Here is a 26,168-nt window from a genome sequence, read left to right as displayed (position 1 = left end):
TTACTGCCCAGCAGTGATTCGCCCGGCCGCTTCCTCGAGAACGTCGAGGAAGATGGCCGCGGTGAGCGCAAATCCTTGGTTGTATCGCGCGTCGCTGGTCAACACGTTGCCCGCTTGAACTGCAGGCAACCGCTGCCATGTCGGCTGCGTCTTGATCGCGTCGAGTGCTTCCTGATCGCGAGCTTGGGCGATGATCACATCCGCCGGAGCCAAGGTGTCGAGTTGCTCGAACGACAACTCGAACGAGTTCTCTGCATTGTCGTCGTCACGGAAGAGCACGTCCAGGCCGGCATCGATTGCAACACTGATCCGCAGATTCCGCTGATGCACAAGGAATCCGGTCGGCGTCTGAACGCCCAACACGATCTTCTTTCCGCCCAGCTTCTCCTGCAACATGGGTCGCAGTCTCGCGAGCTTGTCGTCGTACTCCGCGATGGAAGCCTCGGCGATTGCCACACGGTCGAGTTGGCTCGCCTGCGCTATCAGCGCACCTCGCCAGTCGACCGGGTGTCCGGCGATCGGTTCGACGTCGTCGCCGACCACCAACAGTGGCGCGATCGAAGACAAGCGCTCGGTGCCGTACCAGTCACTCGTGTAACCGATCGCAGTGATCACGATCAGATCGGGTTCGAGAGCGAGCAGAGCCTCGAAATTGGTGGAGAAATCGCCGGCTACGTTGACGAAGCTCGCGTCCTCGATGGTGCGGCCGGGAAACTGGAATCCTGCCTTGGCATCGGGGAACCAGAAGTTCCCCGAACCGACGATCGGGTAGTCCATCATCATCGCGAATTCGAGGTCGACGCGTCCGTCCAGCACCACAACGCGCTTGGGGTCGCGCGGAACGTCGCCGCTGAACTCGCCCCACGTGTACGGGAGAGTGTCACTGGCCGAGTCCGACTCGGCATCGGAAGTTCCACACGCACTCAGCGCCAGTGCTGCAGCCACACCGGCTGCGCCACCGAAGAATCGGCGCCGTGAAATGCGGTCGACGATCTGAGCCCACTCCGAATCGGTGACCTGCGTATCCAGGACGAGTGTCATACCTTTGCTCCTTCGATGTTTCGCTGACGCTCGCGTCCCAGCGGAATGACAAGTGGTGTGTGGGAAACCGGATCGTCGATGATGCGGCACGCCATGCCGAACACCTCCTGCACCAGTTCTTCGGTGATGATCTCCGCGGGCGGGCCTTCGGCGACGACGGCGCCGTCCTTCATCGCGATGATGTGAGTTCCGTAGCGGCACGCGTGATTGAGATCGTGAAGCACAGCCACCAGCGTGTGCCCGTCGTTCTCGTTCAGATCGCGGCACAACTCCAGAAGCTCGATCTGATGCGCGATGTCGAGGAACGTCGTCGGCTCGTCCAGCAGCACCAACGGAGTCTGCTGCGCGAGAACCATCGCGACCCAGACACGTTGGCGCTGACCACCGGACAGTTCGTCGACCGGCCTTGCCGACAGATCCGTGACCTTGGTTGCCTCCATCGCCTTGATGACGGCGGCCTCGTCCTCTCGCGACCACTGACGGATCAGCTTCTGATGCGGATAACGTCCTCGCGCAACCAGATCGGCGACCTTGATACCGTCCGGGGCGATCGACGTCTGCGGCAGAAGCCCGAGCCGCCTCGCAACTTCCTTGGCCGGGTACGACGTGATCGCTTTGCCGTCGAGAAGAACCTTGCCGGTGGTCGGCTTGAGCAACCGGGACAACGCACGCAGAAGTGTCGACTTGCCGCAGGCGTTGGGACCGACGATGACGGTGAAGCCACCGTCGGGGATCTCGACATCGAGGTGCTCCGAGATGACGCGCTTGTCGTACCCGATCGTGACGTCCTCGGCGCGAAGCCGATTCGTCTTCTCAGCCACGACGCCCGCCGCACTTGCCTCGTTCACGCTGTTCCTCGTTCCTTCACCGATCACTGCTTACGGGCCTCTCGCGCGAGAAGCCATACAAAATAGATGCCACCGATGGAGACGGTGACGACGCCGACCGGCAACTGTGTCGGTGCAAAAGCTCGCTGCGCCACCCAGTCGCTGACCATCAACAACGCGCCACCCATTGCTGCCGACGGCAGCAGGGTCACTCCGGCACTACCGGTCAATCGCCTCACCAATTGCGGAGCCGCCAGCGAGACGAACCCGATCGGTCCGGCCGCTGCTGTCACCATGGCCGTCAGAGCGACACCCAGAACAACCAGGGAAAGCCGCGTGGGTTCGGCCCGGACGCCGAGCGCCTTGGCGGCGTCGTCGCCCATCTCGAGCATCTGCATCCGCCTGCCCAACACCAGGATCAGCGGAACGAGGATGGCCAGCACGACGACCACCGGCCACACCTGAGTCCAGCCGAGACCGTTCAACGAACCGGCACCCCACACTGCCGCGGCCATGGCGTCGTCAAGCTTCGCCTTGAGAATCATCCAGGTGTTGACCGAGCCCAACATCGCACTGATGGCGATACCGACGATGATCAACCGGAATCCCTGCACACCACGCTTGTACGCAAGGAGGTAAACAACTGCTGCGGTCGCGATTCCGCCCACCAGAGCACCGACTGCGATCTCGTAGTAAGTACCACCGATGAGGAGGATGACCACAAGAGCGCCCGTGTACGCACCGGAGTTGAAGCCGATGATGTCCGGGCTACCCAACGGGTTCCTGGTGAGCGACTGGAAGATTGCACCACTCATGCCGAGTGCCGCACCGAGCATCAGCGCCAACAGAACTCGGGGCAGACGCCATTCCACGACAACCATGTGGATACGCGCGGGCGCTTCGCCGAACAGTGCGCCGAGAACGTCCCCGATCGGCACCTGGTAGTCACCACTACCGAGGGCGATGACGCCGATCGCCAGTGCAAGCGCAACGAGGATGAGACAGACCGTGACCGTGCGGACGTCGATCCGCGCGGACCAGCCTTCTTTGGGTGAGCGCACCACCGTGGTGGGGCGCCCGAAATCGATGCTCACAGACCGCTCACCTTGCTTCGACGCACCAGCATGATCAGCACCGGAGCTCCGATGAATGCCGTGACGATGCCGACCTGAAGTTCACCCGGGCGCAGCACGATTCGGCCGACGACGTCGGAGAAGAGAAGCAGAATCGGCGAGCACACCAACGTGTACGGGAGAATCCATCGCTGATCCGGTCCGACGAACCATCTCGCGACGTGCGGAACCATCAGACCGACGAATCCGATCGGGCCGGCCGCAGCTGTCGCTGCGCCACACAGCAAGGTCACCGCGATGACACCGAGGATACGAGTGCGAGTGATGTTGGCACCGAGCGAACGTGCCAGATCGTCACCCAAGGCCACGGCGTTGAGTTGGCGCGCCAACGCGAGCGCCAGGAATAGCCCGATGAGGATGAAGGGCGCAACAGCCAGAACGATTTCCAGGGAACGTCCGCTGAGTGAGCCGGCATTCCACTGGCGCATCTGGTCGAAGGCGGTCGGGTTGAGCAAGGTGATGCCGGACGAGATGCCGCCGAGCACGGAGCCGATGGCAACACCGGCCAGCGTCAGCCGAATGGGCGTCGCACCACCTCGGCCGATCGAGCCCAGCGTGTAGACGATCGCCGTGGCTATCACCGCTCCGAGGAACGCGAACCAGATGTACGACCAGATGCTGGTCAGGCCGAAGACCGCGACGGCAACAACCATCGCAAAGCCTGCGCCGGCATTGACACCGAGAATTCCGGGGTCAGCCAAGGGATTTCGTGTCATCGCCTGGATGAGGCCACCGGCCACGCCGAGCGCCATGCCGACTATCAGACCGAGCAGAGTACGCGGCAGCCGCAGGTCACGGATGATCACGTGATCGTTCGAGTCGTCGTAGTTCACCAGCGCGTCGATCACGGTCCCGAACGGAATGGTCTTCGATCCCACCGCGATACTCAGAAGGAGCACGGCGGCGAGCACCACCAGGCACACCAGAAGACCCGCCATACGACGAGAGTTGGTCGATACCAGGCCGTCCGGTTGCTTTTGCTTCTCTTGCAGCGACTCGTCGATCAGTTCTTCGGTGTGTTTGTCGACGGCTCTCTCGTCAGCCGCACTCTGGTCGACGGCACTCTTGTCTAATCCAACGGTCACAAGCCGGCGCTCTCTAGAGTCTTCTCGACCTCGTCGCGGATCTCTTCCTCGTCGCGGTCCGATTCCCAGGCCGCATCGAGTGCCGCGCGGACACTCTCGTCGAGGGCCTCGTACTTCGCGTTCCAGACCTCGGCCTTGTACGTCCAGTAGCCGATGACCTTGTACTGCTCACCCGGCAACTTCAGTTCGTGGCGAAGGTACTTGCGGATGTCACGGAGCATCGTGCTCTCGCCTGCAACCCACACGTATCCGAGTTCGGTGGGCAGGTTCATCGCGCGAACCGCGTCCGGCAGCTTCGACGGTGCAACACCGTTGCCACTGCCGACCAGCCAGATGAACTCGACGTCGGCGTCCGAGGTGATCTGCTGCTTGTGCGACTCGTCCACCACCTCGACGATCGCCTTGGCCGACATACCGGCCGGCAACTGTTCGATCAAACGACCGAGTGCGGGGAGTCCGGTTGCGTCGGCGACGAACACCTGCCAGCGTGCGTCGGCCGGCGGCTCGTAGAGGCCACGAGACTCGCCGATCGCCAACTTGTCACCGATCTCGGCTTTCTGCGCCCAGTCGCTGGCGATTCCGCCCTCGTGAACGACGAAGTCGATTGTCATTCGGCTGGTTTCGGCATCGAACCGTCGCACGGTGTACGGCTGGCACGGGGATGGTTCCTCGCCCTCCGGGTACCGCCAACCGCGCGGTGCGTCCGGATCTTCCGCCGGTAGAACGAACTCGCCTGTAGCCGGGACCGGGAAGTGGAGGCGCAGGTATTCGTCACCGGTACCGGTGGTTTCGAAGGCGGTCAGCTCCTCCCCTCCGAACACGATACGAACCATTCCCGGGGTCACGTACTCCTTGTGAAGTACCTCGCCGAACACAAGACTCACAACAATCTCCAACATCGATGGAACATGAACCGGACCCGAACACGAGGATCAAATCCGACTTCCGGACATAGTTAACCCGCGCTAAGTAAGGTAGACCTTAATTTATTGCAGTGTTGTCGATGAGTCGATGCCTTCTCAGCTGCAACGGGGCCAACTACTATCGCAATTCGGCCAACGCAATACATATGGCCTGTTCACGACAAGTATTGGCACCGGTGTGACTTCTGACTACCGCCCACGATCCCTAGCGTGGACCCAGTGCCTTCGACACCACTTCTTTCGGCCGAGACAAACGGTCCCCCAACCGGCCCGGCGATCACGCCGCGCCAGGTAATCACTCGCGCGATCGCTTCCGAAGGTCGCGGAGCCAAGCTGGCGGCGGCGTCCGTCGGCTTCACCGGCCACCAGGTCGCGGAAGCGTTGGTGCCGGTAGTGATCGGTGCGGTGATCGACCGTGCTGTCGCGACCAGCGATGCCGCCGCACTCGGAAAGTGGATCCTCGTTCTCGGAATTCTCTTCACCGGCTTGTTGCTCAGTTGGCGCTTCGCTGCACGCATCTCCGATTCCGTCACCGAGCACGGTGCACATCGCTTGCGGATGGACATCGCGCGCCGAGGCCTCGATCCGCACGGCATGTCGCCGCGGCGCATGCCTGGCGAGGTCTACTCGATTGCAACATCCGACGCGGGTTCGGTGGCCGGATTCACCCACACGCTGAGCACAAAACTTGCGGCCGCCTGCGGAGTGCTGACCGCCGCGATCTCGCTGCTGGTGATTTCGGTGCCACTCGGCCTGCTCGTCATCCTCGGCACTCCCCCGGTGCTGGCTCTCATGCAGTTGGTCAGTCGGCCGCTCGAACGCCGAGCCGAAACCGATCAATGGCAGGGCGCCAAGGCCGGTGCCCTGGCCGCAGATCTGCTCTCCGGACTCCGAATCCTCTCCGGCATCGGCGCCGGAGATGCTGCAGCGCAGCGGTATCGGGGAGCCAGCCGGACTTCGCTGGAAGCAACCCTTCGCGCACAGAGATACCAAGCGATGTACTCCGCCGCCAATGTTGCGATCGCCGGCGCTTTCCTCGCTGTCATCGCGTACGTGGGTGGACGGATGGCAGCGTCCGGGAGCATCTCGGTCGGTGAATTCGTTGCCGTGGTTGGTCTGGCACAGTTCCTTCGCGGTCCGTTGATCGACATCATCTACTTCGGCGCCGGCCTGGCACGGGCGCGTGCTTCCGCCAACCGCGTCGCAGCACTTCTCGGGACCACCGAGGCTGTGACTCCCGCGGGTGAACCTGTGCCCCTGAATCACTCCGAGTTCCTGACGCTGCGCGACGTCGTGTTGGCCGGAGCGTCACCAGTCGATCTCGACGTCAAACGCGGCGAGATCATCGGCATCGTCACCGAGAATGCCGCATGGGCGGATGCGTTGGTCGACGCACTGGCGCGTCGAATCGAGCCTTCGAGCGGAACAATTCATCTCGGCGACAACGCCATTCACGAGCTGCACATCGACGAACTTCGCACTCACGTTCTGGCAGCACCGCACGACGCGGCACTGTTCATAGGAACCGTTGGCGACAATATCGACGCCCTCGCACCGATCGGTCGCCGCAACGACGAGGCCATCGCCGCGGCCGCCGCAGATCAAGTGATCTCGGCACTGCCGCTCGGCCTCGCCACCCGAGTCACCGAGCAAGGGAATTCTTTGTCCGGCGGACAGCGTCAGCGCATCGCGTTGGCGAGGGCACTGGCAAGCGAAGCTCCCGTCCTGGTGCTGCACGATCCCACCACTGCCGTCGACTCCGTCACCGAAGCGCGCATTGCTCGCGGGATCGCCGAGGTACGCGGGGCGCACGCCACAATACTTCTGACCAGCAGCCCCGTGCTGCTCGATATCTGCGATCGGGTGATCGAGCTGTGAACGAACTACTCCCCACCGCAACACCGAAACAAGCTCGCCGCGCGGCACTTCGGTTGATGGGACCCCACCGGATCTCCGCGATCGCAGCAGTCGTCACCCTGACCGCCGCGACCGCGATAGGTCTGCTCACACCGCTGATCCTCGGCGCCATGGTCGACGCCGTGACCGACGGAGACGGCGACGCTGTCTCTCGCATCGGCACACTGACTCTCGCGTTGGTCGGCATCGCAGTTGCCTCGTCACTTCTCGTCGGAGTGAGCAACTACCTACTCGCCGGCGTCGGCGAGCGCGTTGTCGCCGACCTTCGCGAAGAAGTTGTCGTCCGGGTTCTCGACCTTCCGCAGAGCGACGTCGAACGCGCCGGGCGCGGAGACCTGGTCTCCCGCATCACCGGCGACGTGCGGTTGGTGACTCGGGCCGTATCCGAAGCACTTCCGGTTTTTGCCACCGCGGCACTGACCATCGTGTTGACGCTGATCGGATTGGGTAGCCTCGATTGGCGATTCGCCGTCGCCGCGGTGATCGCCGCACCCATCCAGATCCAGGCGCTGCGCTGGTACCTCTCGAGGTCGGCACCGGTCTACCGCGAGGAGCGGGAGGCGGAAGGTGCACGTGCGCAACAGCTCCTGGACTCGCTGAGCAACTCCGACACCGTCGGATCGCTTCGCCTGGCCCAGCCGCATCTCGAACAGATCGAATCTCGATCGATGGCCGCCGTCCGCCTGAGCTTGTTGACCACGCGTCTACGCACCAGATTCTTCGGCCGGCTCAACATCGCGGAGTTCATCGGCCTGTCCGCTGTGCTGATCACCGGCTTCTGGCTGGTGAAGGACGGTCAGATCAGCATCGGCGCCGCGACCGCCGCAGCCCTGTTCTTCCACCGCCTCTTCGATCCGGTGGGCGCAGTTCTCAGCGTGTTCGACGAATTGCAGGAAGGCACAATCGCGTTGGCTCGCCTGGTCGGAGTCACCCTTGCGCCCGTGCCATCCGCACCGACCGATCCGCAGGAACCTGTCGACAGCTCGGCGTCTTTGGAACGCGTCACATTCTCGTACCGAAGCGGCGACGCTCCTGTTCTGCGAGACATCCACATCACCCTTCCGGCAGGAACCGTCACGGCGCTGGTGGGCGCTACCGGAGCCGGAAAATCGACAGTCGCAAAACTGGTCGCGGGGACCTACGAACCGACCGAAGGCGTCGTGAAGATCGGGACGGTGCCCCGGAACGAACTGCCACCGTCGACCTCTCGGAGCGCGGTGGCCCTCGTGACTCAGGAGGTCCACGTCTTTGCCGGCACGTTGGCCGAGGATCTGCGGCTGGCCGACCCGTCGGCAACCGACAGCGACATCATCGCAGCGCTCGAAACCGTCGGCGCCTCCGATTGGTTGCGGGCACTCCCGGACGGACTCGAAACCGTGGTCGGAGACGGTGGACACCGGCTGACCGCAACACAGGCCCAACAACTTGCGTTGGCAAGAATCGAATTACTGGATCCGCCGCTGCTGATTCTCGACGAGGCGACCGCCGAAGCGGGCAGCGCCGGAGCCAAGGTCCTCGACGATGCCGCTCTGGCTCTGACCCGGGGTCGCACTGCTGTCACAGTGGCACACCGACTCTCACAGGCCGTCGACGCCGATCAGATCCTGGTGATGGACGACGGCCGCGTCGTAGAGCACGGCTCTCACGACGAGTTGGTCAACCTCGGGGGTCGGTACGCGGAACTGTGGGAAGCGTGGTCCGCGCCGCGGCGTTGACCGCGACGGTTGCACCGGGCACTTCCGCCCGGTGCAACCCAACTCAAGCGTGCAGGAGATACGGCACCGATTCGGGAGCCACACTCCCCTTGTTCATCATGCTGCCGGGTGTCCGGCCGGTGACCCGGCGGAACACTGCGACAAAAGCACTCGGAGTTTCGTATCCGACCCGCCTACTGACAACCGAAACCGGCACGCCAGCAGCCAGGTACGTCAGTGCTGCGCGGACTCGAACCTGAATTCGCCACTGCGCAAAAGTCATTCCCGTGCCCTGAGCGAACACACGCGTCAGCGTACGGACGCTACCGCCAGCCGTCAGCGCCCATTCGGACAGCGACCGCTGGTCTGCCGGATTGGCGACCAATGCTTCGGCAACGAACAGCGCTCGCGGATCGGTCGGCATCGGAACCTCCACCGCAGCAACTTCGAGCGGCTGCAACATGTCGAAGGCCACCCGCTCGGCGCGACTGCGCGCCTCGTCGGGCATGTTCCGCCGATGCATGTGCAGGAGTACCTCACGCAGCAGAGCGCTGACACCGAACAAGCCCGGAACACCCGACGGCGCGGCGTGCGCCTCAGGCCGGAAGTACGTGCAGAAGAACTCGGTACCTGGGCCCGCCTTCACGGCATGCAACGCCCCGGCAGGCAGCCACAGTCCGGCCGAAGGCGGCACCTCCCAGGTGATGCCGTCAGCGACAACCGTGAGCATTCCACCGGAGTTTCCCCAGATCAGCTCATGTTCAGGATGACGATGCGGGGCCCACTGCCGCTGATGAGAGAGCTTCAGAGTCACCGTTGTCATCGAGTAGGGGTGATCGATGGAACGCGGCCCCACGGGCACCGAAATTCTCTCTGCCACAGCTGTCATGAAGACGAGTATAGGACTTTCGTTAGGCATACCTAAATAGGAACCCGAAAATTGTTCACTGTGACCCCAGAGTTACACATACCAGGGTCCCCGATATCGTGACTGCAACTCCCGGCTACGGGTCGGCAACGAGAGGTACATGATGGTTGACGCATCACGAATCCCGGTCATCGTCGGCGTCGGCGATCTGCGCTGGAATCCTGCCGACGGGCACCGCGAACCTCTTGACTTGATTCACGACGCAACCGTCGCCGCGTTGAACGACAGTGGACACGCTGAACTGGGAACACAGATCGATTCCGTGTTCGCGATCAAGACGGTCAGCTGGTCGTACGACGATCTCCCCGGGCTGCTTGCCTCACGATTAGGCGCGACCCCCACGGTCACCTCTACCTCGCCGATCGGTGGCCACTGGCCCGCGGCACTCCTCGATCGGATCGGCGCGGCCATCGCTCGCGGTGAATCCTCGGCTGCTCTGCTCGTGGGCGGCGAATCGCACGCCAGCAGCACCGCGCTGCGAAAGTCCGGAGTCGCTCCCGACTCGATCGGGTGGACAGCCGCGCCCGGTGGGCCTCCCGGATTCGATCCGGCCGACCTGGGAAGCCCTGAAATGCAGCGCGCCGGTTTCATCGTGCCGACGCGCGTCTACCCGCTCTTCGAGAACTGTTTCAGTGCTGCCGAGGGCCACGGCGCCCACGAATCGCTCGCCTGGTCCGCGAAGATGTATGCCGCATTCTCGGAGCTGGCATCGAAGAATCCCGCCTCCTGGACGTCGGAGATCCGATCGGCAGACGAGATCGGCACCGTCGGACCTGGCAATCGGATGGTCTCCGAGCCATACCCACTGATGCTCAACGCCATGCCCTTCGTCAATCAGGCTGCGGCCGTTGTCGTCTGCTCGTTGTCGACGGCCCGCGAGTTCGGGATCGATGAAAGCAAACTGGTGTACCTCTGGGGCGGCGCTGGTGCGAGTGATCCGTTGGACATCCTCAGCCGCAACAGCTTCGACAGCTCGGCCGCGATGCATGACGCCGTACATCGCACACTCGATGGTGCCGGAGTCGGCGCCGACGCACTCGACATCGTAGATGCCTACAGCTGCTTCCCGATCGTGCCCAAGCTGTTGATCCGCGAACTCGGACTTCCCGATACCGCGATCCCAAGCGTCACCGGAGGTCACTCGTTCTTCGGCGGACCGCTCAACAGCTACACCCTGCATTCCGTCGCTGAAGTCACCAGGCGAATTCGCGACGGCGCGAACCTTGCCCTCGTCCACGCCAACGGTGGATTCCTCACATACCAGCACTGTGTACTGCTGTCGGCCGCCGCTCATGCCGACGGGTACGTCGGTGATCCCGACGCACGCGCTTTGACCGCGGAGGCTCCGGAACTGATCACCGATTACCAGGGCACTGCAGAAATCGTCACTGCCTCTGTCGAATACGGTCGCACCGGGGAGCCTGAGATCGGGTTCGTGATTGCAACAACGCCGGACGGCGGCCGCGTCGCCGGTCACACCGGTCCCGAGAATGCCGCCGAACTGACCCAGCTTCGCGGTGACAACCCGGCGGCGATCGGACGGACCGTTCATATCAGCGACGAGAACGGGAAGCTCACGCTCACGTTCTGACGGTCGACAGCCGTGAGCACCGGGGCATGCTTGTGCCCCGGTGCTCACGTCTTCAGTTGTCGCGATTCACGCCGCGGTGGGCGGACTGTTCCCACCGATCGGATGCTGGTGCGGATCGATCGACATCGGTGGGTAGAACACCGTCTTCCGATCCGGGCCGATCTCGACACGCCACTCGGTGTGGTGCAGCGTCCGATGGTGATGACCGCACAACAAGATCAGGTTGTCGAGATCTGTTGGGCCACCATCACCCCAGTGAACAATATGATGAGCATCGCACCACCCCGACGGAGTCCCGCACCCCGGAAACGCACACCCACCATCCCGAACCGCCAACGCCCGCCGCTGCGGCACCGTCGCCGTTCTCGCTTCCTTACCGCACTCGAGCGGAACACCATTCTCATCCAACAAAATCCGCGTCACGGTGCAGTCGCACGCCAACATCCGCGCAGTATCGATACTGATCGGACCCACCCAATCCGTCCACGCAAACCCGAGTTCCTCAGTGGACGGCAGGAGGTCTTTCAAAGCTTGCAGGTCCGTCATGTCTTTCGCGCTGGCGGTGACCGTGATGTGTGGTTTCACTCCGCCTTCGATCGGGCCCAACCCCGCTCGCTCGTACCGGCGCAGGAGTTCGCAGAACCCATCGGCCCGTCGTAATGCCGGCGTGCGGGTGTCCTTGACGCCGTCTTTCTCCGGTGTCGGAGCCGACAGGCTAGACAACAACGTGATCAGACGCGCCCCGTTCACCGCATCCAGATCACCCTTCACCGACACCCGCCCGTACAAGCCTTTCGAGGCGTAGAACTCGTTCCGTTCCGAATCTTCCCCGACCGCAACACCGTCCTCACGCTTGCCAAATTGCTTCTCGATCCGCCGAATCGCCGCCCGCACCGCATCACAATCGGCAATCTTCTTCGACGCCAACCGAAGCAGAATCCCGCGGGCCTTGTCCACATCCGCCAGGGTCATGTTCTTCGGTGGATGCTGACAAAACGACGCCACCTGACGCGCTTTCAACGCATCAACGTCACCACGGTGAAACGCATCGCCCACAACGGGTTCGAGCATCAACAACCGCGCCAACCCGACCAGCAGACTGCACTCACCGATCTCCAGATTCGTCGAACCATGCAACCACTGCGCGATCGCCCGAAAACCCTTCCCACCGAGAACCTCCCGGGAAAACATCTCCACTATCAGCAACACCATCCGCGACTGCAACTCGTGCCGGACACGCACCAGATCCAGAACCTCACTCTTAAGGCCCTCGCCATCCAGCTGCCACGCATCCCGACTGTCCATGCCGAAAGTTTAATCGAACATACTTTCGATAGCCAGAGACAAAGCGGACAACTTCGGGAACATCAAGACTTGAGACCTGCTGAAGTACATCAACATTCACCTAGTCGTCCAATATCACGCGATAGAAGACATACCCCGCAAAACACACAATCGCAACAACACACAGCACGAGCAGGATGTCGAAGAAGACGGGCCGGATTGGGTTTCGGGCCTGGTCGATGAGAGGCGTCGAAGACGAGGCAGGCGTGCCACACGGCAGCGCACGGCACTACTTCGCAAATCAACGTGGACTGATAGTCGAGGTGGTGCGACACCTTCTGGACGGCGATCTTCCTCGCCCAGGCGAGACACCGAAGCAACAAGTGTCCCGGTGGCTGGGGCCTGAATCCGGCCGCACCCGGGCGCGTTACGAACTGATCATCGCGTCATTCCACGATCCCGACCTCGCAGTGGAACTGGTGCGTGGTCGGGATCGGTTTGTCGACATCTTGGTCGAACGCGGCATGACCTCGTCCGATGCAACGGAGTTGGTCGCAGCACTGGACGGGGTCGTTCTGGACGCACTGCTACGCGAGCAAGCACCGGAGAGCGTGGATCCAGAGCGAATCTTCAAGAAATTCGGAGCGAAGTTCCCCTAGCCGTCCAGCTCGGCGAACAGCTCCATCCACTGCTCCTCGGCGGCTTCCTTGTCCGCGATGACCTGCTTGAGTTCAGCCCCGAGCTTCTGCAGCTTGTCCGGGTCGGTGGCTGCGTCGGCGAGGGAAGCGTGCAGCTTCTTCTCGCGGTCGTCGAACTTCGCAATTGACCGCTCGAGCTTCGAAAGCTCCTTGCGTGCAGCGCGATCCGCGGCACCGTCGCGGACCTGCTTGCTCTTCGACGCACCACTCGCCGTCGAGGCCACCGACGGGTTGTCGCCGTCCCCCATCGCTGCGCGTCGACGCAGGTAGTCCTCGATACCACCCGGCAGGTTGGTGAGCTTGCGATCACCGAAGAGAGCCCAGGTGGTGTCACAGATGCGCTCGATCAGGTACCGGTCGTGCGAGATGACCACCATGGTGCCCGCCCAGCCGTCGAGCAGATCCTCGAGTTGCTGAAGCGTGTCGATGTCGAGATCGTTGGTGGGCTCGTCGAGAAGCAGAACGTTGGGCTCGGCCATGAGGACACGCGTCAACTGCAGACGGCGGCGCTCACCACCGGACAGATCGCCGACGGGGGTGCGCTGACGCGCCGGTGTGAAGCCCAGCCGCTCAGCCAGCTGACCGGCTGATACTTCCTTGTCCCCCAGCGTGATTCGCTCGGCTACGTCCTTGACCGCGTCGAGTACACGCATGTCGGTCGGCAGATCGTCGAGTTCCTGCTTGAGCCAACCGATGTGGACGGTCTGCCCCTGAATGCGCTTGCCTGCTGCCGGCTCGAGTTCACCGGCCAGCGTCCGCAGCAGAGTCGTCTTGCCCGAGCCGTTGACACCGACCAGGCCTACACGCTCCCCCGGAGCGAGCCGCCAGGTCAGATCCTCGACGAGTACGCGGCCGTCCGGGGTCTCCAGACGCGCGTCTTCGAGTTCGATGACAACCTTGCCGAGTCGACGCTGGGCGAAGGACGCAAGTGCCACCGCGTCACGAGGTGCCGGAACGTCAGCGATCAAGGCCTCCGCGGCCTCGATGCGGTACTTCGGCTTCGATGTACGGGCCGGCGCACCGCGGCGCAGCCATGCGAGTTCCTTGCGCGCAAGGTTGCGTCGACGCTCTTCGGAAGCGTCGGCCTGACGCGAACGCTCGGCGCGGGCGAACACCCAGTCGTTGTAGCCACCCTCGTAGCTTTCGACGCCGCCACCGACAACCTCCCAGGTGCGGGTGGCGACGGTGTCGAGGAACCAGCGATCGTGGGTCACGACGACAAGCGCGCTGCGACGCGAGACGAGGTGCTCGGCCAACCACTGAACACCTTCGACGTCTAGGTGGTTGGTCGGCTCGTCGAGCACCAGCAGATCGAGGTCCTGAACCAGAGCCGCAGCGAGAGCCACGCGGCGACGCTCACCGCCGGACAGGCCGTCGACCTTGGCGTCCAATGCGGACCGCTCGCCGCCTGCGCCCAAGTTGTCGATGCCGATTCCCGAGAGCACTGAACGAATGCGCGCGTCGCCGGCCCACTCGTGCTGAGCCACTCCGAGCGGCCCCAGGACCACTTCACCGACCGTCGAGCCTGGAGGCAACACACCGCGCTGCGTCACGACGGCCATGCGCAATCCGCCGACGCGGCTCACGCGTCCCGAATCCGGCTGCTCCACACCCGCGAGGACTTCGAGCATGGTCGTCTTGCCGCCGCCGTTGAGGCCGACGACACCGATGCGCTCGCCTTCCTCCACGCCCAGGGAGACCCCGTCGAGCAACGGCTTGACGCCGAAAGACTTCGACACGTTTTCCAGATTGATCAGATTCGCCATCAGTGCTGTCCCTTTGCCGCATTGTCGAGTATTCGTGCTCCGGGAACGGGTCCGCTCGCCACGCGAACGGTGCGGCACACCCCCGCTCCCGCAAGTTCTGCGCTCACTTCCACCGCGGACTGTGCGTCGGCGCAGAGAAAGGCGCACGTCGGTCCGGAGCCGGAGACGATGCCGGCCAAAGCGCCGGCTTCGACACCCGCTCGCAGCGTCCGTCGTAGATCCGGGTTGAGTGAGAGTGCTGCCGCCTGCAGATCGTTTCCGAGCAGCGGAGCGAGCACATGAGGGTCACCGGTGGTGAGCGCGTGAATCAACTCGTCAGCGGTACCCAATCGATTCGGTGTGCCTTCGGCGCGAAGCTTGTCGAGTTCCCGGAAGACAACCGGCGTGCTCAAGCCTCCCTTGGCCAGCGCCAACACCCAGTGAAAGGTGCGGCGCGTCAAGACGGGGACAAGTTGTTCACCGCGACCGGTCCCGAGGGCAGTGCCACCGTGCAGCGAGAACGGAACGTCACTCCCGAGACGTGCCGCGAAGGCGTCGAGATCAGGCCGCGAGAAGTCGAGTTTCCACAACGAATTGAGCGCAACCAACGCGGCTGCCGCGTCGGCGCTCCCGCCGGCCATACCGCCTGCGACGGGAATGCCCTTCTCGATGACGATCTCGACATTCGGGGCCACGCCACCCTCGGCCGCCAGCATCTCGGCGGCACGCCACACGAGATTGGTGCGATCGGTCGGTACGGCCGCGGCGTCGTCGCCGATCACCCGCACGGTCAAGGTGTCCGCAGGCGCCACCGTGACGGTGTCTGCCAGCGACAATGCCTGAAAAACGGTCGTCAGTTCGTGATAGCCGTCGTCTCGCAGGTCCCCGACGGCAAGGTGGAGATTCACCTTGGACGGGGCCCGGACAACTACGGGGCGAGGAACGACGGAGAGCACAAGGAACAACAATAGGCGCTGCGAACACCTGGGCGAAAACCTGCGACCGCCGCACCCCATCCGACAGCAAGCACACCCACGCTATTTCACCGCGCGCACGCCTATCCCCAGCCCGACCACAGCCACGCTGACGGCAGCGAAGATTCCTGCCAGAACGCTGCCCGACGCGAAGTCACCGGCAAAGAGTGCCCGCTCGGCGTCTACGACGTAGCCGAGCGGATTGATGTTCACGAGGACCTTCATCCAACCTGGTGCGTCGTCGAGTGGAAGCATGGTTCCCGACAGGATCAGGAGCGGGAACATCAGCGTCTGCTGAACGACCCAGAACATCCAATCCTGCTCCCGCACAGCCAGAGCGAGAGCGTACGAGAGCGCACCGAGTCCGACGCCGAACACTCCCAGCAGGACGATTCCGAGCGCAGCGCCCGCTGCATTGACGTCCAATCCGAGCGGTAGCGCAACAAGGATGATCAGAATCGCCTGCGCGGCAAGCGGAACCATCTCCTTGCATGCCCTCCCGATCAACAACGACGAGCGTCTGAGCGGAGTCACCAACATTCGCTCGTGGGATCCCTGCTGCATCTCCATCAGAAGGTTGGAACCGGTCATCGTCGTGCCGAAGATCGCGATCATCACCAATACACCGGGGATGAACCAATTCCATACGCCGTCGCCGGTTCCCGGGACCCCTTTGAGCAGAGGCCCGAACAGGGCCAACAGGATCAGCGGCTGGATGAGGCTGAAGATGACGCTGACCGGGTCACGCAACATCGGTCGCAGTTCACGGCCCATCACGATCGCGCTGTCTCGAACAATGTTGCCGTGCGCGCTACGTGGGGTATCGAGTGTGATTGTCATGGCGGATTCCTGTTCGTCGTAGTTCTTCGTCGTAGTTCTAGGAAGCAACCGCGGCGGCGCTCTCGCGCAGGCTGCGGCCGGTGAGAGTGAGGAAAACGTCGTCGAGAGTCGGCCTGGTGATGTCGGCAGTGACTGCGCGGGCGCCGCGGGCATCGGCTTCACGCAGCAATACCGGTAGCGTCGAATCACCCTCGCCGGCACGGATACTCACCGAGCTTGCCTCGACCGTGACCTCACGCACAGTGACAAGTTGCTCGGCCACCGACGCCGCGATGGCGGCCGCTTCGGCGTTGTCGAACGTGAGCAACAAATGATCTCCGGCAAGATCGGCCTTGAGTGCGGCAGCGGTGTTGTCCGCGATGACAGTGCCTTCGTCGATGACGATGACCCGCTCTGCCATCGAATCCGCTTCTTCGAGGTAGTGCGTGGTCAGCACGATCGTGGTGCCCATCTCGCGCCGCAACCGCAGGATGTGGTCCCAGAGGTTGGCCCGACTTTGCGGGTCCATGCCCGTGGTCGGCTCGTCGAGGAACAGGAGCGGTGGGCGATGGACCAGGCCCAGAGCGATATCGAGCCGCCGTCGCTGCCCGCCGGACAGCGTACTGACCTTTCGAGTACCCAACTCGGTGAGTTCGAGATCACGCAGCAATTCGTCGGCCCGGACCTGCGAGTCGCCCTTGGGCATTCCGTAGCACAACCCCTGCGTCACCAACTCGTCGCGAACCCGCTGGTTGTGGCCGGCTCCGTTCCCCTGTCCGACGTATCCGAGGCTGGAGCGCACCTCGTTTCGTGACGCAGCGATGTCGAATCCTGCGATCCGCGCAGTACCGGAAGTGGGCTCGAGCAAGGTGGTCAGCATGCGCAACGTCGTCGATTTTCCGGCACCGTTCGGCCCAAGCAAGGCAACCAACTCGCCCTCCGCTACGTCGAGAGTGACTCCCTTGACTGCTTCCACGAGCTTCTTGCCCTGGGCGAAGTGCTTGGTGAGCGCCTCCGTCTCGATCATCGGTCTGCCGTCGTTGATGCGACTCATGATGTGCCCCAATTTCTTCTCGACTGGTCGGATGTGGACCAACCTAAATTCAATTGAGGACGCATTGCGTCCTAAATGTTTGGCAGACTTCTTGCCATGAAGGAGACATCGGCTCGCCTACTGCGGTTGCTGTCACTGCTCCAGACACGTCGAGACTGGTCCGGTGCCGAACTCGCAGACAAGCTCGCGATCACCCCGCGCACAGTCAGACGTGACGTGGACCGCCTCCGCGATCTCGGCTACCCGGTCGACGCGACGGTCGGCGTCGGCGGTGGATATCGCCTGGGAGCGGGCGCGGAGATGCCCCCGCTACAGCTCGATGACGAAGAAGTGCTCGCGGTGGCGCTCTCTTTGCAGTCCGGAGCGACCGGCTCTGTGGTCGGCATCGGCGAGGCTTCGATGCGCGCGCTGGCGAAGCTGCGGCAGATCATGCCGTCGAGGCTGCGACACCGTCTGGAGTCGCTGTCGATCGACGTCGTGCCACGCGAGCCCGCCGCGAGCGCAGTCGATGCGTCGGTACTGTCCGCCATCGCGTCCGTATGCCACAACCACGAGCGTTTGAGATTCGACTACCGCACTCACGACGGCACCCAGAGCCGACGCGAGGTGGAACCGTACAGGCTCGTACGGTCGGGTGTTCGGTGGTATCTGGTGGCTTGGGATCTATCTCGCGAAGACTGGCGGTCGTTCCGCGTCGACCGGATGGAACCCAAGATTCCCACCGGTCCGCGGTTCACGCCGCGGGAACTACCGGCCGGTGGCGCGGCAGACTTCGTTTCGCGCGGCGTCGCCCGGGCTTATTCCTCCACGCGCGCAACAGTTCTACTGCATGCACCCATCGAGCAGATAGCACCAATGGTCAATGAGCAGTGGGGATCAGTGGAGTCCACCGACGAAGGGCGTTGCGTCATAGTGCTTTCGGGCACTTCCCTACGGTCGATCGCAATGTGGCTCAGGGCCTTCGACGTCGATTTCACCGTTGTGAATCCACCCGAACTCCGCGAGGAATGCCGCGCGATCGCAGCAGAAACCGCAGTGGCCGCTCAGCGTTATCTCGATGCGTGAGAGCACTTTTCACCCAAAATGCAACAAGACCCCAACTCCGAAGAGTTGGGGTCTTGTCAGTACGTCATGCGTCGGTTGCCCGACTCACATGGACGTCTTAGACGATGGTAACGCCGGTGGCCTGCGGGCCCTTGTTGCCCTGACCGATCTCGAACGCCACGCGCTGGTTCTCCTCGAGAGTGCGGAAGCCGCCACTCTGGATCTCGGAGTAGTGAACGAAGACGTCAGCACTGCCGTCTTCGGGAGCGATGAAGCCGAACCCCTTCTCGGAGTTGAACCACTTCACGATGCCCTCTGCCATGTAAATCTCCTCTAACACAGTGTCAACAGGCAGTCGCTTCGACCGCCCGGGTCACTTACTACGACCGTTCTGAGACAAATCCGTGGAGGATGTCCAAACGCTCGCAACCTAACCATTTGCGAGCGTGGAAACACAAACACAAACACTTACGACCAACACAAGTAGACCACACATCCGCCCTGTTGTCTTCCCTGAGGCCTTCGTCACTGCCCAACCCGTTGACAGGCATACCCCCTGGGGGTACCTTCAGTCCCAGGGAGATACCTACACCGGGTATCCGTAAAATGAGTTTTACACAAGCGAAGGGATCTGCGATGACCACCGCCGAATACACCGTTTCCGGAATGACCTGCGGACACTGCGTCGGATCCGTCAAGGAAGAGATCGGCAGCATCGCGGGCGTAACCGCGGTGGATGTCGATTTGGCGAGCGGACGCGTCGTTGTCACCAGCGATGCCCCCGTCTCCGCAGCCGACGTCGTCGCAGCAGTCGACGAAGCCGGCTACGCAGTCGTACCAAGCTGAGTCAGCCGTGCGCACCTCGACAACACTTGCCACCTACGCCGTAGGGTTGGCCGCCGTCTTCGGCGCCGCCCTCGGCGTGGGGGCCGCAATCGGAAGCCCGATAGACATGTCCACTACCCAGCACAGCACCCACGAATCAACCGCTGAATCGATGCCAGGCATGGATTCGGCGACACCCGCAGGGCTCGAAGTCTCTTCCGGCGGATACACACTCACCGACGTGACCGCACCCGGTCGAGCTGGGGAGCCGGGAACCTTGACCTTCCGGATTCTCGACAGCACCAACAAGCCCGTCGTCGATTTCGACCTCCTGCACGAGAAGAAGCTCCACCTCATCGTCGTCCGAAACGACACCAGCGAATTCCGCCACGTACATCCTTCTCTCGCCGCAGACGGCACCTGGTCGATCGACTGGACCTGGCCCGTCGCCGGCACCTACCGAGTCTTCGCGGACTTCGATCCCACCGACGGCACCCAACTGACACTCGGCCGAAACTTCGACGTGGCAGGCGAATTCACTCCTGCGCCGCTGCCCGCGAAGAGCGCGACCGCAACCGTCGACGGATACACCGTGACTCTCGACGGTGATCTGACCACTGCCGGCGGCCCGATCACGCTGAGCGTTGCTCGCGACGGAGCCCCGGTCACCGATCTCGATCCGTACCTCGGTGCCTACGGTCATCTTGTTGCGCTTCGCACCGGCGACCTCGCCTACCTGCACGTTCACCCCGAGGGTGAACCGGGCGACGGCGTCACTTCTCCCGGTCCTGACGTTTCCTTCCACGCACAGGCGCCGAGCGAAGGCACATACCGACTGTTCCTCGACTTCCAGCACGAGGGCGTGGTTCGCACCGCCGAATTCACTGTTGATGCAGGCACTTCCGCCGCTTCAGTTCCAGACAATCACGAGGGAGGGCACTGATGACGTCACCGACTGCGGTCGACAATGCTGCCAACTCGAGCAGCGTCGAACTCGCGATCACCGGAATGACCTGCGCCTCCTGCGCGTCACGAATCGAGAAGAAGCTCAACAAGATCGACGGCGTCACAGCCACGGTCAACTACGCGACGGAAAAAGCCAAGGTCACCTTCCCGGACGGGGTACCCGTCGAAGATTTGGTCACTGCCGTCGAGAATGCCGGTTACGCTGCCGCGCTCCCGAAACCGCCGAGCGCGCCCGACACCGTCGACCCGGATGCGGAAACCCCGCAGGATCGTGATCTGCGCGAGCTTCGTACCCGCCTGATCATCTCGACTCTGCTCTCCGTGCCGGTCATCGCGATGGCGATGATTCCTGCGTTGCAGTTCGACAACTGGCAGTGGCTCTCCCTCACGCTGGCCGCACCGGTCATCGTGTGGGCGGCCCTTCCCTTCCACCGGGCTGCCTGGGTCAACCTGCGTCACGGCGCCGCAACGATGGACACGCTCATCTCGCTGGGCACCATCGCAGCGTTCGTCTGGTCGCTGTACGCACTGTTCTTCGGCACCGCGGGCGAAGCGGGAATGAAACACGCGTTCAGACTGACGGTCGACCGGATGGACGGCAGCGCCAACATCTACCTCGAGGTTGCCGCGGGCGTCATCACGTTCGTGCTCGCCGGACGCTACTTCGAGCACAAGTCCAAGCGCACGTCCGGCGCCGCACTACGCGCGCTCATGGAACTCGGTGCAAAAGACGTCGCGGTACTGCGAAACGGCGTCGAAGTACGAATCCCCGCCGAAGAACTGGCAGCGGGCGACTCCTTCATCGTTCGGCCCGGCGAGAAGATCGCCACCGACGGCATCATCACCGAAGGCCGCTCAGCCGTCGACATGAGCATGTTGACCGGCGAATCCGTGCCGGAGGAAGTCGGTGTCGGAGACACCGTCGTCGGGGCCACCGTCAACGTCGGTGGAACATTGACCGTCGAGGCCACCCGCGTCGGGAGCGACACCCAGCTCTCCCAGATGGCGGCACTGGTCGAAGACGCCCAGAACGGCAAGGCCGAAGTTCAGCGCCTCGCCGATCGAATCGCCGGCATCTTCGTACCGGTCGTCATCGCGATTGCCGTTGCGACCCTGGGCTACTGGCTCGGTACCGGCAACCCCATCGAGATGGCGTTCACCGCTGCGGTCGCCGTCCTGATCATCGCGTGCCCCTGTGCTCTCGGATTGGCAACGCCCACAGCTCTGTTGGTGGGCACGGGCCGCGGAGCCCAGATGGGAATCCTCATCAAGGGACCCGAGGTGCTCGAATCGACGCGCGCAGTCGACACCGTCGTGCTCGACAAGACGGGAACCGTCACCACCGGTCAGATGACATTGCTGGACACCGTGGTGGGCGAAGGAACAACCGTCGACGAGGTCCTTCGGCTGGCCGGCGCACTCGAACATCGCTCCGAGCACCCCATCGCCGCAGCGATCGCGAAGGGCGCGACCGAAGCCGTGGGTGAATTGCCTGCGGTCGAGGATTTCGTGAACGTCGCCGGTCGCGGCGTGCAGGGAATGGTCGACGGTCATGCCGTTGTCGCCGGCCGAGACGCGCTGCTCGCCGACTGGTCGATGCCGTTGCCGGAAAATCTCCGTGACGCGAAAGCTGAAGCAGAGAAGGCCGGGCGCACCGCAATCGCGGTGGGCTGGGACGGCAAGGCGCACGGCATCCTCGTGATCGCCGACGCGGTCAAGGACACGAGCGCCGAAGCAATCGCGCAGTTGAAGGCACTCGGCCTCGAACCGGTTCTGCTGACCGGTGACAACGCCACCGTTGCCCGCACCGTGGCGGATCAGGTCGGGATCAGCACCGTCTTCGCCGAGGTCATGCCGGCGGACAAGGTCGACGCCGTCAAGAAGCTGCAGGCGGAAGGACGCGTCGTAGCCATGGTCGGCGACGGCGTGAACGACGCGGCGGCCCTGGCTCAGGCCGATCTCGGTCTGGCGATGGGCACGGGTACCGACGTTGCGATCGAGGCCAGCGACATCACCCTGGTTCGAGGTGACCTGCGGTCGGCAGCCGATGCAATTCGACTGTCCCGCAAGACGCTCAAGACCATCAAGGGCAACCTGTTCTGGGCATTCGCCTACAACACGGCTGCGATCCCGCTGGCTGCGGCCGGCCTGCTCAACCCGATGCTCGCTGGTGCCGCAATGGCATTCAGCAGTGTGTTCGTGGTGAGCAACAGCCTGAGGTTGCGGCGGTTCAAGTAAGGGGGCAAGCCCCTGTGCGCGGTTAGGGAGTCCCTGCACTCCTTAACCGCGCACGGGGCTATTCGCCTCCAGCCAGCCGAACGAAGGCTGCTGCGTCGAGCATCTCGCCACGTGTCTGTGGCTCGATACCGGCAGCGAGGAGCCGTCGCTCGGCCTCGGCAGGCGAACCTGCCCACCCGCTGAGCGCGGCACGCAAAGTCTTGCGGCGCTGCGCGAATGCGGCGTCGATCGCCGCAAAAACCTGCTTGCGGTGTTTCTCGTCCATCGGCCACGGCGGCTCCGCATACCTGTCGATACGAACCAGACCTGATTCCACCTTCGGCACCGGCCAGAACACGTTGCGTCCGACGGCACCGGCGCGGCGAACCTCGCCGAAGAAGTTGGCCTTGACGCTGGGAACGCCGTAGATCTTGCTTCCCGGATCAGCCGCCAGGCGATCGGCAACCTCGGCTTGCACCATCACGAGTGCGGTCCGCAGACTCGGGAGCGATGCGAACAGATGCAACAGCACCGGCACCGCGACGTTGTACGGGAGGTTCGCGACAAGCGCGGTCGGCTCGCCTGGAATCTGTGAAGGCAGCACACGCATCGCGTCCGCTTCGACGACGGTCAGTCGATCGGCAAGCTCCGGCGCTCGCTCGGCGACCGTCTTGGGAAGGCGAGCCGCAAGGTTGGGATCGATCTCGACCGCGATCACACGATCGACGACGTCCATCAGCGCCATCGTCAGCGAACCGAGACCCGGCCCCACCTCGAGAACGACATCGTCACGAGTGACGCCTGCCGTGGTGACGATGCGTCGCACGGTATTGGCGTCGTGAACGAAGTTCTGCCCCAACTGTTTCGTGGGCCGGACACCGAATTCCTCGGCAAGAGCGCGCACCTCGACCGGACCGAGCAGGGCTGCCTGCCCGCGCGGAGTAGCGATGGGTTCGTTCGATTGTTCGGCGTCTGACACCAGTAGAACTTATCCCAGTCCGAGGCGACCCGAGCACGACGGCCATGCGCCCCAGCCCTGAGTGCGCTGCGTTTGCGTCGCGATCGCGATCTGCTCCTCACGGGTTGCGAGGTCGGCGCGAGGCGCATACTTCAACCCGCCCTGCCGTTCCCACGTGTTCTGGTCGAACTGCACGCCGCCGTAGAAACCGTTGCCGGTGTTGATAGCCCAGTTGCCGGTGGCCTCGCACTGCGCGAGCGCGTCCCACGTCGAACCGTTCTCCACGGGCGGCACCTCGGTGCCCGGCTTCGTTCCCACGCGCACGACCTTCGGCTGCGCCGGTGTGGTGATCGTCTCCGATACCTGTGTACGTCCGGCCTCGACACCGTTGACGAGATTCACGGCGAACGTCACGTCACGCACGCCGGGAACGCCCGGATTCTCGACGATCGTGCGACTCTGGTTCATCGTCGGATCCTCGATGCGCTGATCCGGCGGATCGAGCGGCAAGGTCTCAACCTTGTTCTCGGTGCGGTTGCGTGTCACCGTGACCTCGAGGCCCTCGGTCAGCGGAGCGTCGGCGGCGGGAACCACCGTGTCCGACTGCTCGAGCGGAGTGCCGTTGGCCGTAAGGAACTCGCCCACCGTCGGTGCCGCGATACGCACGTCGGCCGCCGCGTTTGCGCCGTCGACCAGTTTTGCGACGACAGGTGTCAAGACGTCGAGCGCGGCGCCGTCGAGCGGGAGACGCTGCGAGCGCGACGCCGACACGTGCACATCCGCTGAGACATCCAACTGCTTGAGCGCGTCGTCGACGGTCAAGGCAGTGGTCCAGAGCTTCTGCGGCTGACCGTCGACCGTCAGCGTGATCTCACGAGCACGACGGAGCACCACGGTGTCGCCGTCGGACAGCGAAGCGTCGGCCGCGGGAGCAACCGCGTCCTTGTCACCGATCGGGTAACCCGCGTCCTCGAGAGCGCCGTCGACGTTGGTCGACATGGTGCTCAGGCGAATCTGCTCACCGTCGACGTCGAGGGTGATGGTCTTGTGCCGGACGACGGCCAGAACGCCACCCACGAGAACCGTCAGGAGAAGAGCGGCGATCGCCGAGTACAACAACGGCGACCTGGTCGAGTTGATCTTGGCGAACGGTGACATGGGTTCCTGAGTTCTGTGTGGAGTGTGGGCGCGTCAGCGCAGGCCCAATTTGCTGGTGCAGGACGGCCACGCACCCCAGCCCTGACCGGCGCGGACCTTCTCGCCGATAGCGATCTGCTGTTCACGTGATGCGAGGTCGGCGCGAGCTGCGTACTGCCCGCCGCCGAATGCTTCCCAGGTGCTCTGGGTGAACTGAAGCCCTCCGTAGAAACCGTTGCCGGTGTTGATGGCCCAGTTTCCGGTCGCTTCGCACTGAGCAATGGAGTCCCACGTCGACGCGTTGGACACAGCGGGCGCGGAAGTCTGCTTGGTTCCGACCTTCACCACTGCTGCGACCGGTTCCTTGATCACGGTCGCGGACAGTTCGGTTCGTCCGGCCTCGACGCCGTTGACGGTCTTGACCTCGACGGTGGCCGTGCGCTCGCCGGCAACACCCGGGTTTTCGACGACGGTCTTGTCCTTCTCGAGCTCGGGATCGTCGACCTTGTTCTCGGGCGGCGCGATCGGCTGCGTCTCGACGCGAGTGTCCGTGCGGTCGCGGGTGACCTGAATTGTCAGGCCGTTGGTAACGGGTGTGTCAGCGGTGGGAACCACCGAGTCGGCCTGCTCGAGCGGCGCATTCTTGGCCGCGAGAAGATCACCGACGGTTACGGCGGCGAGCTTGATCTCGGCCGCCGGAGCACCACCGTCGCTGACGCTGACGGTCTTCGGGCTGACGACGTCGAGCTCGGTGCGTTCGAGGGGCAGACGATGCGAGCGCGAAGCCGAGACTGCGAAGTCGTCGGAAACATCTACCTGCTTCAGTGCCTCGTCGACCGTCAATGCCGTGGTCCAGATGGTCGTCGGCTGACCGTCCACGGTCAGCGCCAACTCACGGGCACGGCGCAGTACGACGGTATCGCCGTCGGACAGCGAGGAATCGGCGCTCGGAGCGAGTGCGTCCTTGGGATCGACCGGGTATCCGGCGTCCTCGAGAGCGGTACCGACGCTGCTCGACATCGTGGACAGCGAAATCATGTCGCCGTCGACGTCGAGGGTGATCGTCTTGTGCCGAACCACGGCGAGCGCACCTCCGACAATGAGCGTCAGAAGCAACGCACCCACCACTGAATAGAGAAGTGGTGACTTCGTGGAGTTGATCTTGGCAAAAGGCGACACAGGAAATCCCAAGGCAGACGACGTTCGATCACAATACGGTAACGACCGAGCGTTGTATCGGCAACCAAATCACAACGAAATGCGACTTTTGTCACGGAACGGCAACGGCGTGTCGTGTGTTCTGCACTT

General features: G+C 63.4%; 23 protein-coding genes. 8 read left to right on the top strand and 15 right to left on the bottom strand.

Annotated elements, in window-relative coordinates; genetic code table 11:
• From B0E55_RS04890 to B0E55_RS04870, 5 genes are read right to left on the bottom strand one after another with little or no spacing between them, the layout of a single operon-like run.
• A complete protein-coding gene (locus B0E55_RS04890) occupies window positions 1-1,041 on the bottom strand; it encodes an ABC transporter substrate-binding protein (protein WP_080909187.1) in 1,041 nt (346 codons plus the stop codon).
• Window positions 1,038-1,889, bottom strand: coding sequence for an ABC transporter ATP-binding protein (locus B0E55_RS04885; RefSeq protein WP_044479581.1), 852 nt, complete (start codon window positions 1,887-1,889; stop codon window positions 1,038-1,040). Before B0E55_RS04885 ends, B0E55_RS04890 begins: the two co-directional genes overlap by 4 nt.
• A 23-nt stretch (window positions 1,890-1,912) precedes the next feature.
• Window positions 1,913-2,962, bottom strand: a complete 1,050-nt coding sequence (gene fepG / locus B0E55_RS04880; protein ID WP_019744683.1) for an iron-enterobactin ABC transporter permease — start codon at window positions 2,960-2,962, stop codon at window positions 1,913-1,915.
• Window positions 2,959-4,086 carry a Fe(3+)-siderophore ABC transporter permease gene (locus B0E55_RS04875; protein ID WP_020970315.1) on the bottom strand — a complete coding sequence of 376 codons (1,128 nt, stop codon included), beginning with the start codon at window positions 4,084-4,086 and terminating at the stop codon, window positions 2,959-2,961. The genes fepG and B0E55_RS04875 overlap by 4 nt, the downstream gene beginning before the upstream one ends.
• Window positions 4,083-4,970, bottom strand: coding sequence for a siderophore-interacting protein (locus B0E55_RS04870; protein WP_020970316.1), 888 nt, complete (start codon window positions 4,968-4,970; stop codon window positions 4,083-4,085). The genes B0E55_RS04875 and B0E55_RS04870 overlap by 4 nt, the downstream gene beginning before the upstream one ends.
• A 258-nt stretch (window positions 4,971-5,228) precedes the next feature.
• Between B0E55_RS04870 and B0E55_RS04865 the strand changes: the two genes are divergently transcribed.
• A complete protein-coding gene (locus B0E55_RS04865; RefSeq protein ID WP_230091197.1) occupies window positions 5,229-6,887 on the top strand; it encodes an ABC transporter ATP-binding protein in 1,659 nt (552 codons plus the stop codon).
• Window positions 6,884-8,641, top strand: coding sequence for an ABC transporter ATP-binding protein (locus B0E55_RS04860; RefSeq protein ID WP_080909186.1), 1,758 nt, complete (start codon window positions 6,884-6,886; stop codon window positions 8,639-8,641). Before B0E55_RS04865 ends, B0E55_RS04860 begins: the two co-directional genes overlap by 4 nt.
• Window positions 8,642-8,684: 43 nt before the next feature.
• On the opposite strand, the gene B0E55_RS04855 is transcribed toward B0E55_RS04860, so the two are convergent.
• Window positions 8,685-9,509: a helix-turn-helix domain-containing protein gene (locus B0E55_RS04855; RefSeq protein WP_003946247.1), complete on the bottom strand. Its 825-nt coding sequence runs from the start codon at window positions 9,507-9,509 to the stop codon at window positions 8,685-8,687.
• A 139-nt stretch (window positions 9,510-9,648) separates the two neighbouring features.
• Between B0E55_RS04855 and B0E55_RS04850 the strand changes: the two genes are divergently transcribed.
• Window positions 9,649-11,139 carry an acetyl-CoA acetyltransferase gene (locus B0E55_RS04850; protein ID WP_080909185.1) on the top strand — a complete coding sequence of 497 codons (1,491 nt, stop codon included), beginning with the start codon at window positions 9,649-9,651 and terminating at the stop codon, window positions 11,137-11,139.
• 66 nt (window positions 11,140-11,205) lie between these two features.
• Here B0E55_RS04850 and B0E55_RS04845 read toward each other — a convergent pair whose 3' ends face one another.
• Complete coding sequence (locus B0E55_RS04845; RefSeq protein ID WP_080909184.1) at window positions 11,206-12,444, bottom strand: HNH endonuclease signature motif containing protein; 1,239 nt, start codon at window positions 12,442-12,444, stop codon at window positions 11,206-11,208.
• 218 nt (window positions 12,445-12,662) lie between these two features.
• Between B0E55_RS04845 and B0E55_RS04840 the strand changes: the two genes are divergently transcribed.
• Window positions 12,663-13,082, top strand: a complete 420-nt coding sequence (locus B0E55_RS04840; protein WP_050768616.1) for a TetR/AcrR family transcriptional regulator — start codon at window positions 12,663-12,665, stop codon at window positions 13,080-13,082.
• Here the strand turns inward: B0E55_RS04840 and B0E55_RS04835 are convergent.
• The 4 genes from B0E55_RS04835 to B0E55_RS04820 all read right to left on the bottom strand — a co-directional run bounded on the left by B0E55_RS04835 (window position 13,079) and on the right by B0E55_RS04820 (window position 17,713).
• On the bottom strand, window positions 13,079-14,887 hold the full coding sequence (locus B0E55_RS04835; RefSeq protein WP_003946255.1) for an ABC-F family ATP-binding cassette domain-containing protein: 1,809 nt from the start codon (window positions 14,885-14,887) through the stop codon (window positions 13,079-13,081). The two genes, B0E55_RS04840 and B0E55_RS04835, sit on opposite strands and share 4 nt — an antisense overlap.
• Window positions 14,887-15,822 carry a 4-(cytidine 5'-diphospho)-2-C-methyl-D-erythritol kinase gene (locus B0E55_RS04830; protein ID WP_024487798.1) on the bottom strand — a complete coding sequence of 312 codons (936 nt, stop codon included), beginning with the start codon at window positions 15,820-15,822 and terminating at the stop codon, window positions 14,887-14,889. The genes B0E55_RS04835 and B0E55_RS04830 overlap by 1 nt, the downstream gene beginning before the upstream one ends.
• An 81-nt stretch (window positions 15,823-15,903) precedes the next feature.
• Entirely contained in the window at window positions 15,904-16,680 is a 777-nt protein-coding gene (locus B0E55_RS04825; protein WP_019744694.1) for an ABC transporter permease, read from the bottom strand.
• 37 nt (window positions 16,681-16,717) lie between these two features.
• Entirely contained in the window at window positions 16,718-17,713 is a 996-nt protein-coding gene (locus B0E55_RS04820; RefSeq protein ID WP_080909183.1) for an ABC transporter ATP-binding protein, read from the bottom strand.
• 96 nt (window positions 17,714-17,809) lie between these two features.
• On the opposite strand from B0E55_RS04820, the gene B0E55_RS04815 reads away from it, so the two are divergent.
• Window positions 17,810-18,778: a helix-turn-helix transcriptional regulator gene (locus tag B0E55_RS04815; protein WP_019744696.1), complete on the top strand. Its 969-nt coding sequence runs from the start codon at window positions 17,810-17,812 to the stop codon at window positions 18,776-18,778.
• Window positions 18,779-18,875: 97 nt separating this feature from the next.
• Here the strand turns inward: B0E55_RS04815 and B0E55_RS04810 are convergent, their stop codons facing one another.
• A complete protein-coding gene (locus B0E55_RS04810) occupies window positions 18,876-19,079 on the bottom strand; it encodes a cold-shock protein (protein WP_003946232.1) in 204 nt (67 codons plus the stop codon).
• Window positions 19,080-19,393: 314 nt separating this feature from the next.
• Between B0E55_RS04810 and B0E55_RS04805 the strand changes: the two genes are divergently transcribed.
• From B0E55_RS04805 to B0E55_RS04795, 3 genes are read left to right on the top strand one after another with little or no spacing between them, the layout of a single operon-like run.
• Complete coding sequence (locus B0E55_RS04805; RefSeq protein WP_080909182.1) at window positions 19,394-19,603, top strand: heavy-metal-associated domain-containing protein; 210 nt, start codon at window positions 19,394-19,396, stop codon at window positions 19,601-19,603.
• 7 nt (window positions 19,604-19,610) lie between these two features.
• Window positions 19,611-20,525 carry a hypothetical protein gene (locus B0E55_RS04800; protein WP_080909181.1) on the top strand — a complete coding sequence of 305 codons (915 nt, stop codon included), beginning with the start codon at window positions 19,611-19,613 and terminating at the stop codon, window positions 20,523-20,525.
• Window positions 20,525-22,786 carry a heavy metal translocating P-type ATPase gene (locus B0E55_RS04795; RefSeq protein ID WP_080909180.1) on the top strand — a complete coding sequence of 754 codons (2,262 nt, stop codon included), beginning with the start codon at window positions 20,525-20,527 and terminating at the stop codon, window positions 22,784-22,786. The genes B0E55_RS04800 and B0E55_RS04795 overlap by 1 nt, the downstream gene beginning before the upstream one ends.
• 58 nt (window positions 22,787-22,844) lie before the next feature.
• On the opposite strand, the gene rsmA is transcribed toward B0E55_RS04795, so the two are convergent.
• The 3 genes from rsmA to B0E55_RS04780 are packed head-to-tail and all read right to left on the bottom strand — an operon-like array spanning window position 22,845 to window position 26,039.
• Complete coding sequence (rsmA, locus tag B0E55_RS04790; protein WP_003946263.1) at window positions 22,845-23,744, bottom strand: 16S rRNA (adenine(1518)-N(6)/adenine(1519)-N(6))-dimethyltransferase RsmA; 900 nt, start codon at window positions 23,742-23,744, stop codon at window positions 22,845-22,847.
• Window positions 23,745-23,753: 9 nt separating this feature from the next.
• Entirely contained in the window at window positions 23,754-24,881 is a 1,128-nt protein-coding gene (locus B0E55_RS04785) for a resuscitation-promoting factor (protein WP_021332325.1), read from the bottom strand.
• Between the two features lie 33 nt (window positions 24,882-24,914).
• Window positions 24,915-26,039 carry a resuscitation-promoting factor gene (locus B0E55_RS04780; protein ID WP_080909179.1) on the bottom strand — a complete coding sequence of 375 codons (1,125 nt, stop codon included), beginning with the start codon at window positions 26,037-26,039 and terminating at the stop codon, window positions 24,915-24,917.
• Window positions 26,040-26,168 lie beyond the last annotated feature (129 nt).

Origin of the sequence: Rhodococcus sp. 66b (assembly GCF_002076325.1) — a bacterium.
Taxonomy (GTDB): Bacteria; Actinomycetota; Actinomycetes; order Mycobacteriales; family Mycobacteriaceae; genus Rhodococcus_F; species Rhodococcus_F erythropolis.
Note: the sequence above shows the minus strand (reverse complement) of the source record. Positions and strands in the feature narration are given on the sequence as shown.

What these genes read in the sequence shown, in the direction of transcription:
- B0E55_RS04795 (WP_080909180.1), top strand. Translation starts at nt 20,525, where the DNA reads ATGACGTCACCGACTGCGGTCGACAATGCTGCCAACTCGAGCAGCGTC.
- B0E55_RS04785 (WP_021332325.1), bottom strand. Translation starts at nt 24,881, where the DNA reads ATGTCACCGTTCGCCAAGATCAACTCGACCAGGTCGCCGTTGTTGTAC.
- B0E55_RS04805 (WP_080909182.1), top strand. Translation starts at nt 19,394, where the DNA reads ATGACCACCGCCGAATACACCGTTTCCGGAATGACCTGCGGACACTGC.
- B0E55_RS04815 (WP_019744696.1), top strand. Translation starts at nt 17,810, where the DNA reads ATGAAGGAGACATCGGCTCGCCTACTGCGGTTGCTGTCACTGCTCCAG.
- B0E55_RS04810 (WP_003946232.1), bottom strand. Translation starts at nt 19,079, where the DNA reads ATGGCAGAGGGCATCGTGAAGTGGTTCAACTCCGAGAAGGGGTTCGGC.
- B0E55_RS04825 (WP_019744694.1), bottom strand. Translation starts at nt 16,680, where the DNA reads ATGACAATCACACTCGATACCCCACGTAGCGCGCACGGCAACATTGTT.
- B0E55_RS04850 (WP_080909185.1), top strand. Translation starts at nt 9,649, where the DNA reads ATGATGGTTGACGCATCACGAATCCCGGTCATCGTCGGCGTCGGCGAT.
- B0E55_RS04840 (WP_050768616.1), top strand. Translation starts at nt 12,663, where the DNA reads ATGAGAGGCGTCGAAGACGAGGCAGGCGTGCCACACGGCAGCGCACGG.
- B0E55_RS04845 (WP_080909184.1), bottom strand. Translation starts at nt 12,444, where the DNA reads ATGGACAGTCGGGATGCGTGGCAGCTGGATGGCGAGGGCCTTAAGAGT.
- B0E55_RS04855 (WP_003946247.1), bottom strand. Translation starts at nt 9,509, where the DNA reads ATGACAGCTGTGGCAGAGAGAATTTCGGTGCCCGTGGGGCCGCGTTCC.
- B0E55_RS04890 (WP_080909187.1), bottom strand. Translation starts at nt 1,041, where the DNA reads ATGACACTCGTCCTGGATACGCAGGTCACCGATTCGGAGTGGGCTCAG.
- B0E55_RS04820 (WP_080909183.1), bottom strand. Translation starts at nt 17,713, where the DNA reads ATGAGTCGCATCAACGACGGCAGACCGATGATCGAGACGGAGGCGCTC.
- B0E55_RS04835 (WP_003946255.1), bottom strand. Translation starts at nt 14,887, where the DNA reads ATGGCGAATCTGATCAATCTGGAAAACGTGTCGAAGTCTTTCGGCGTC.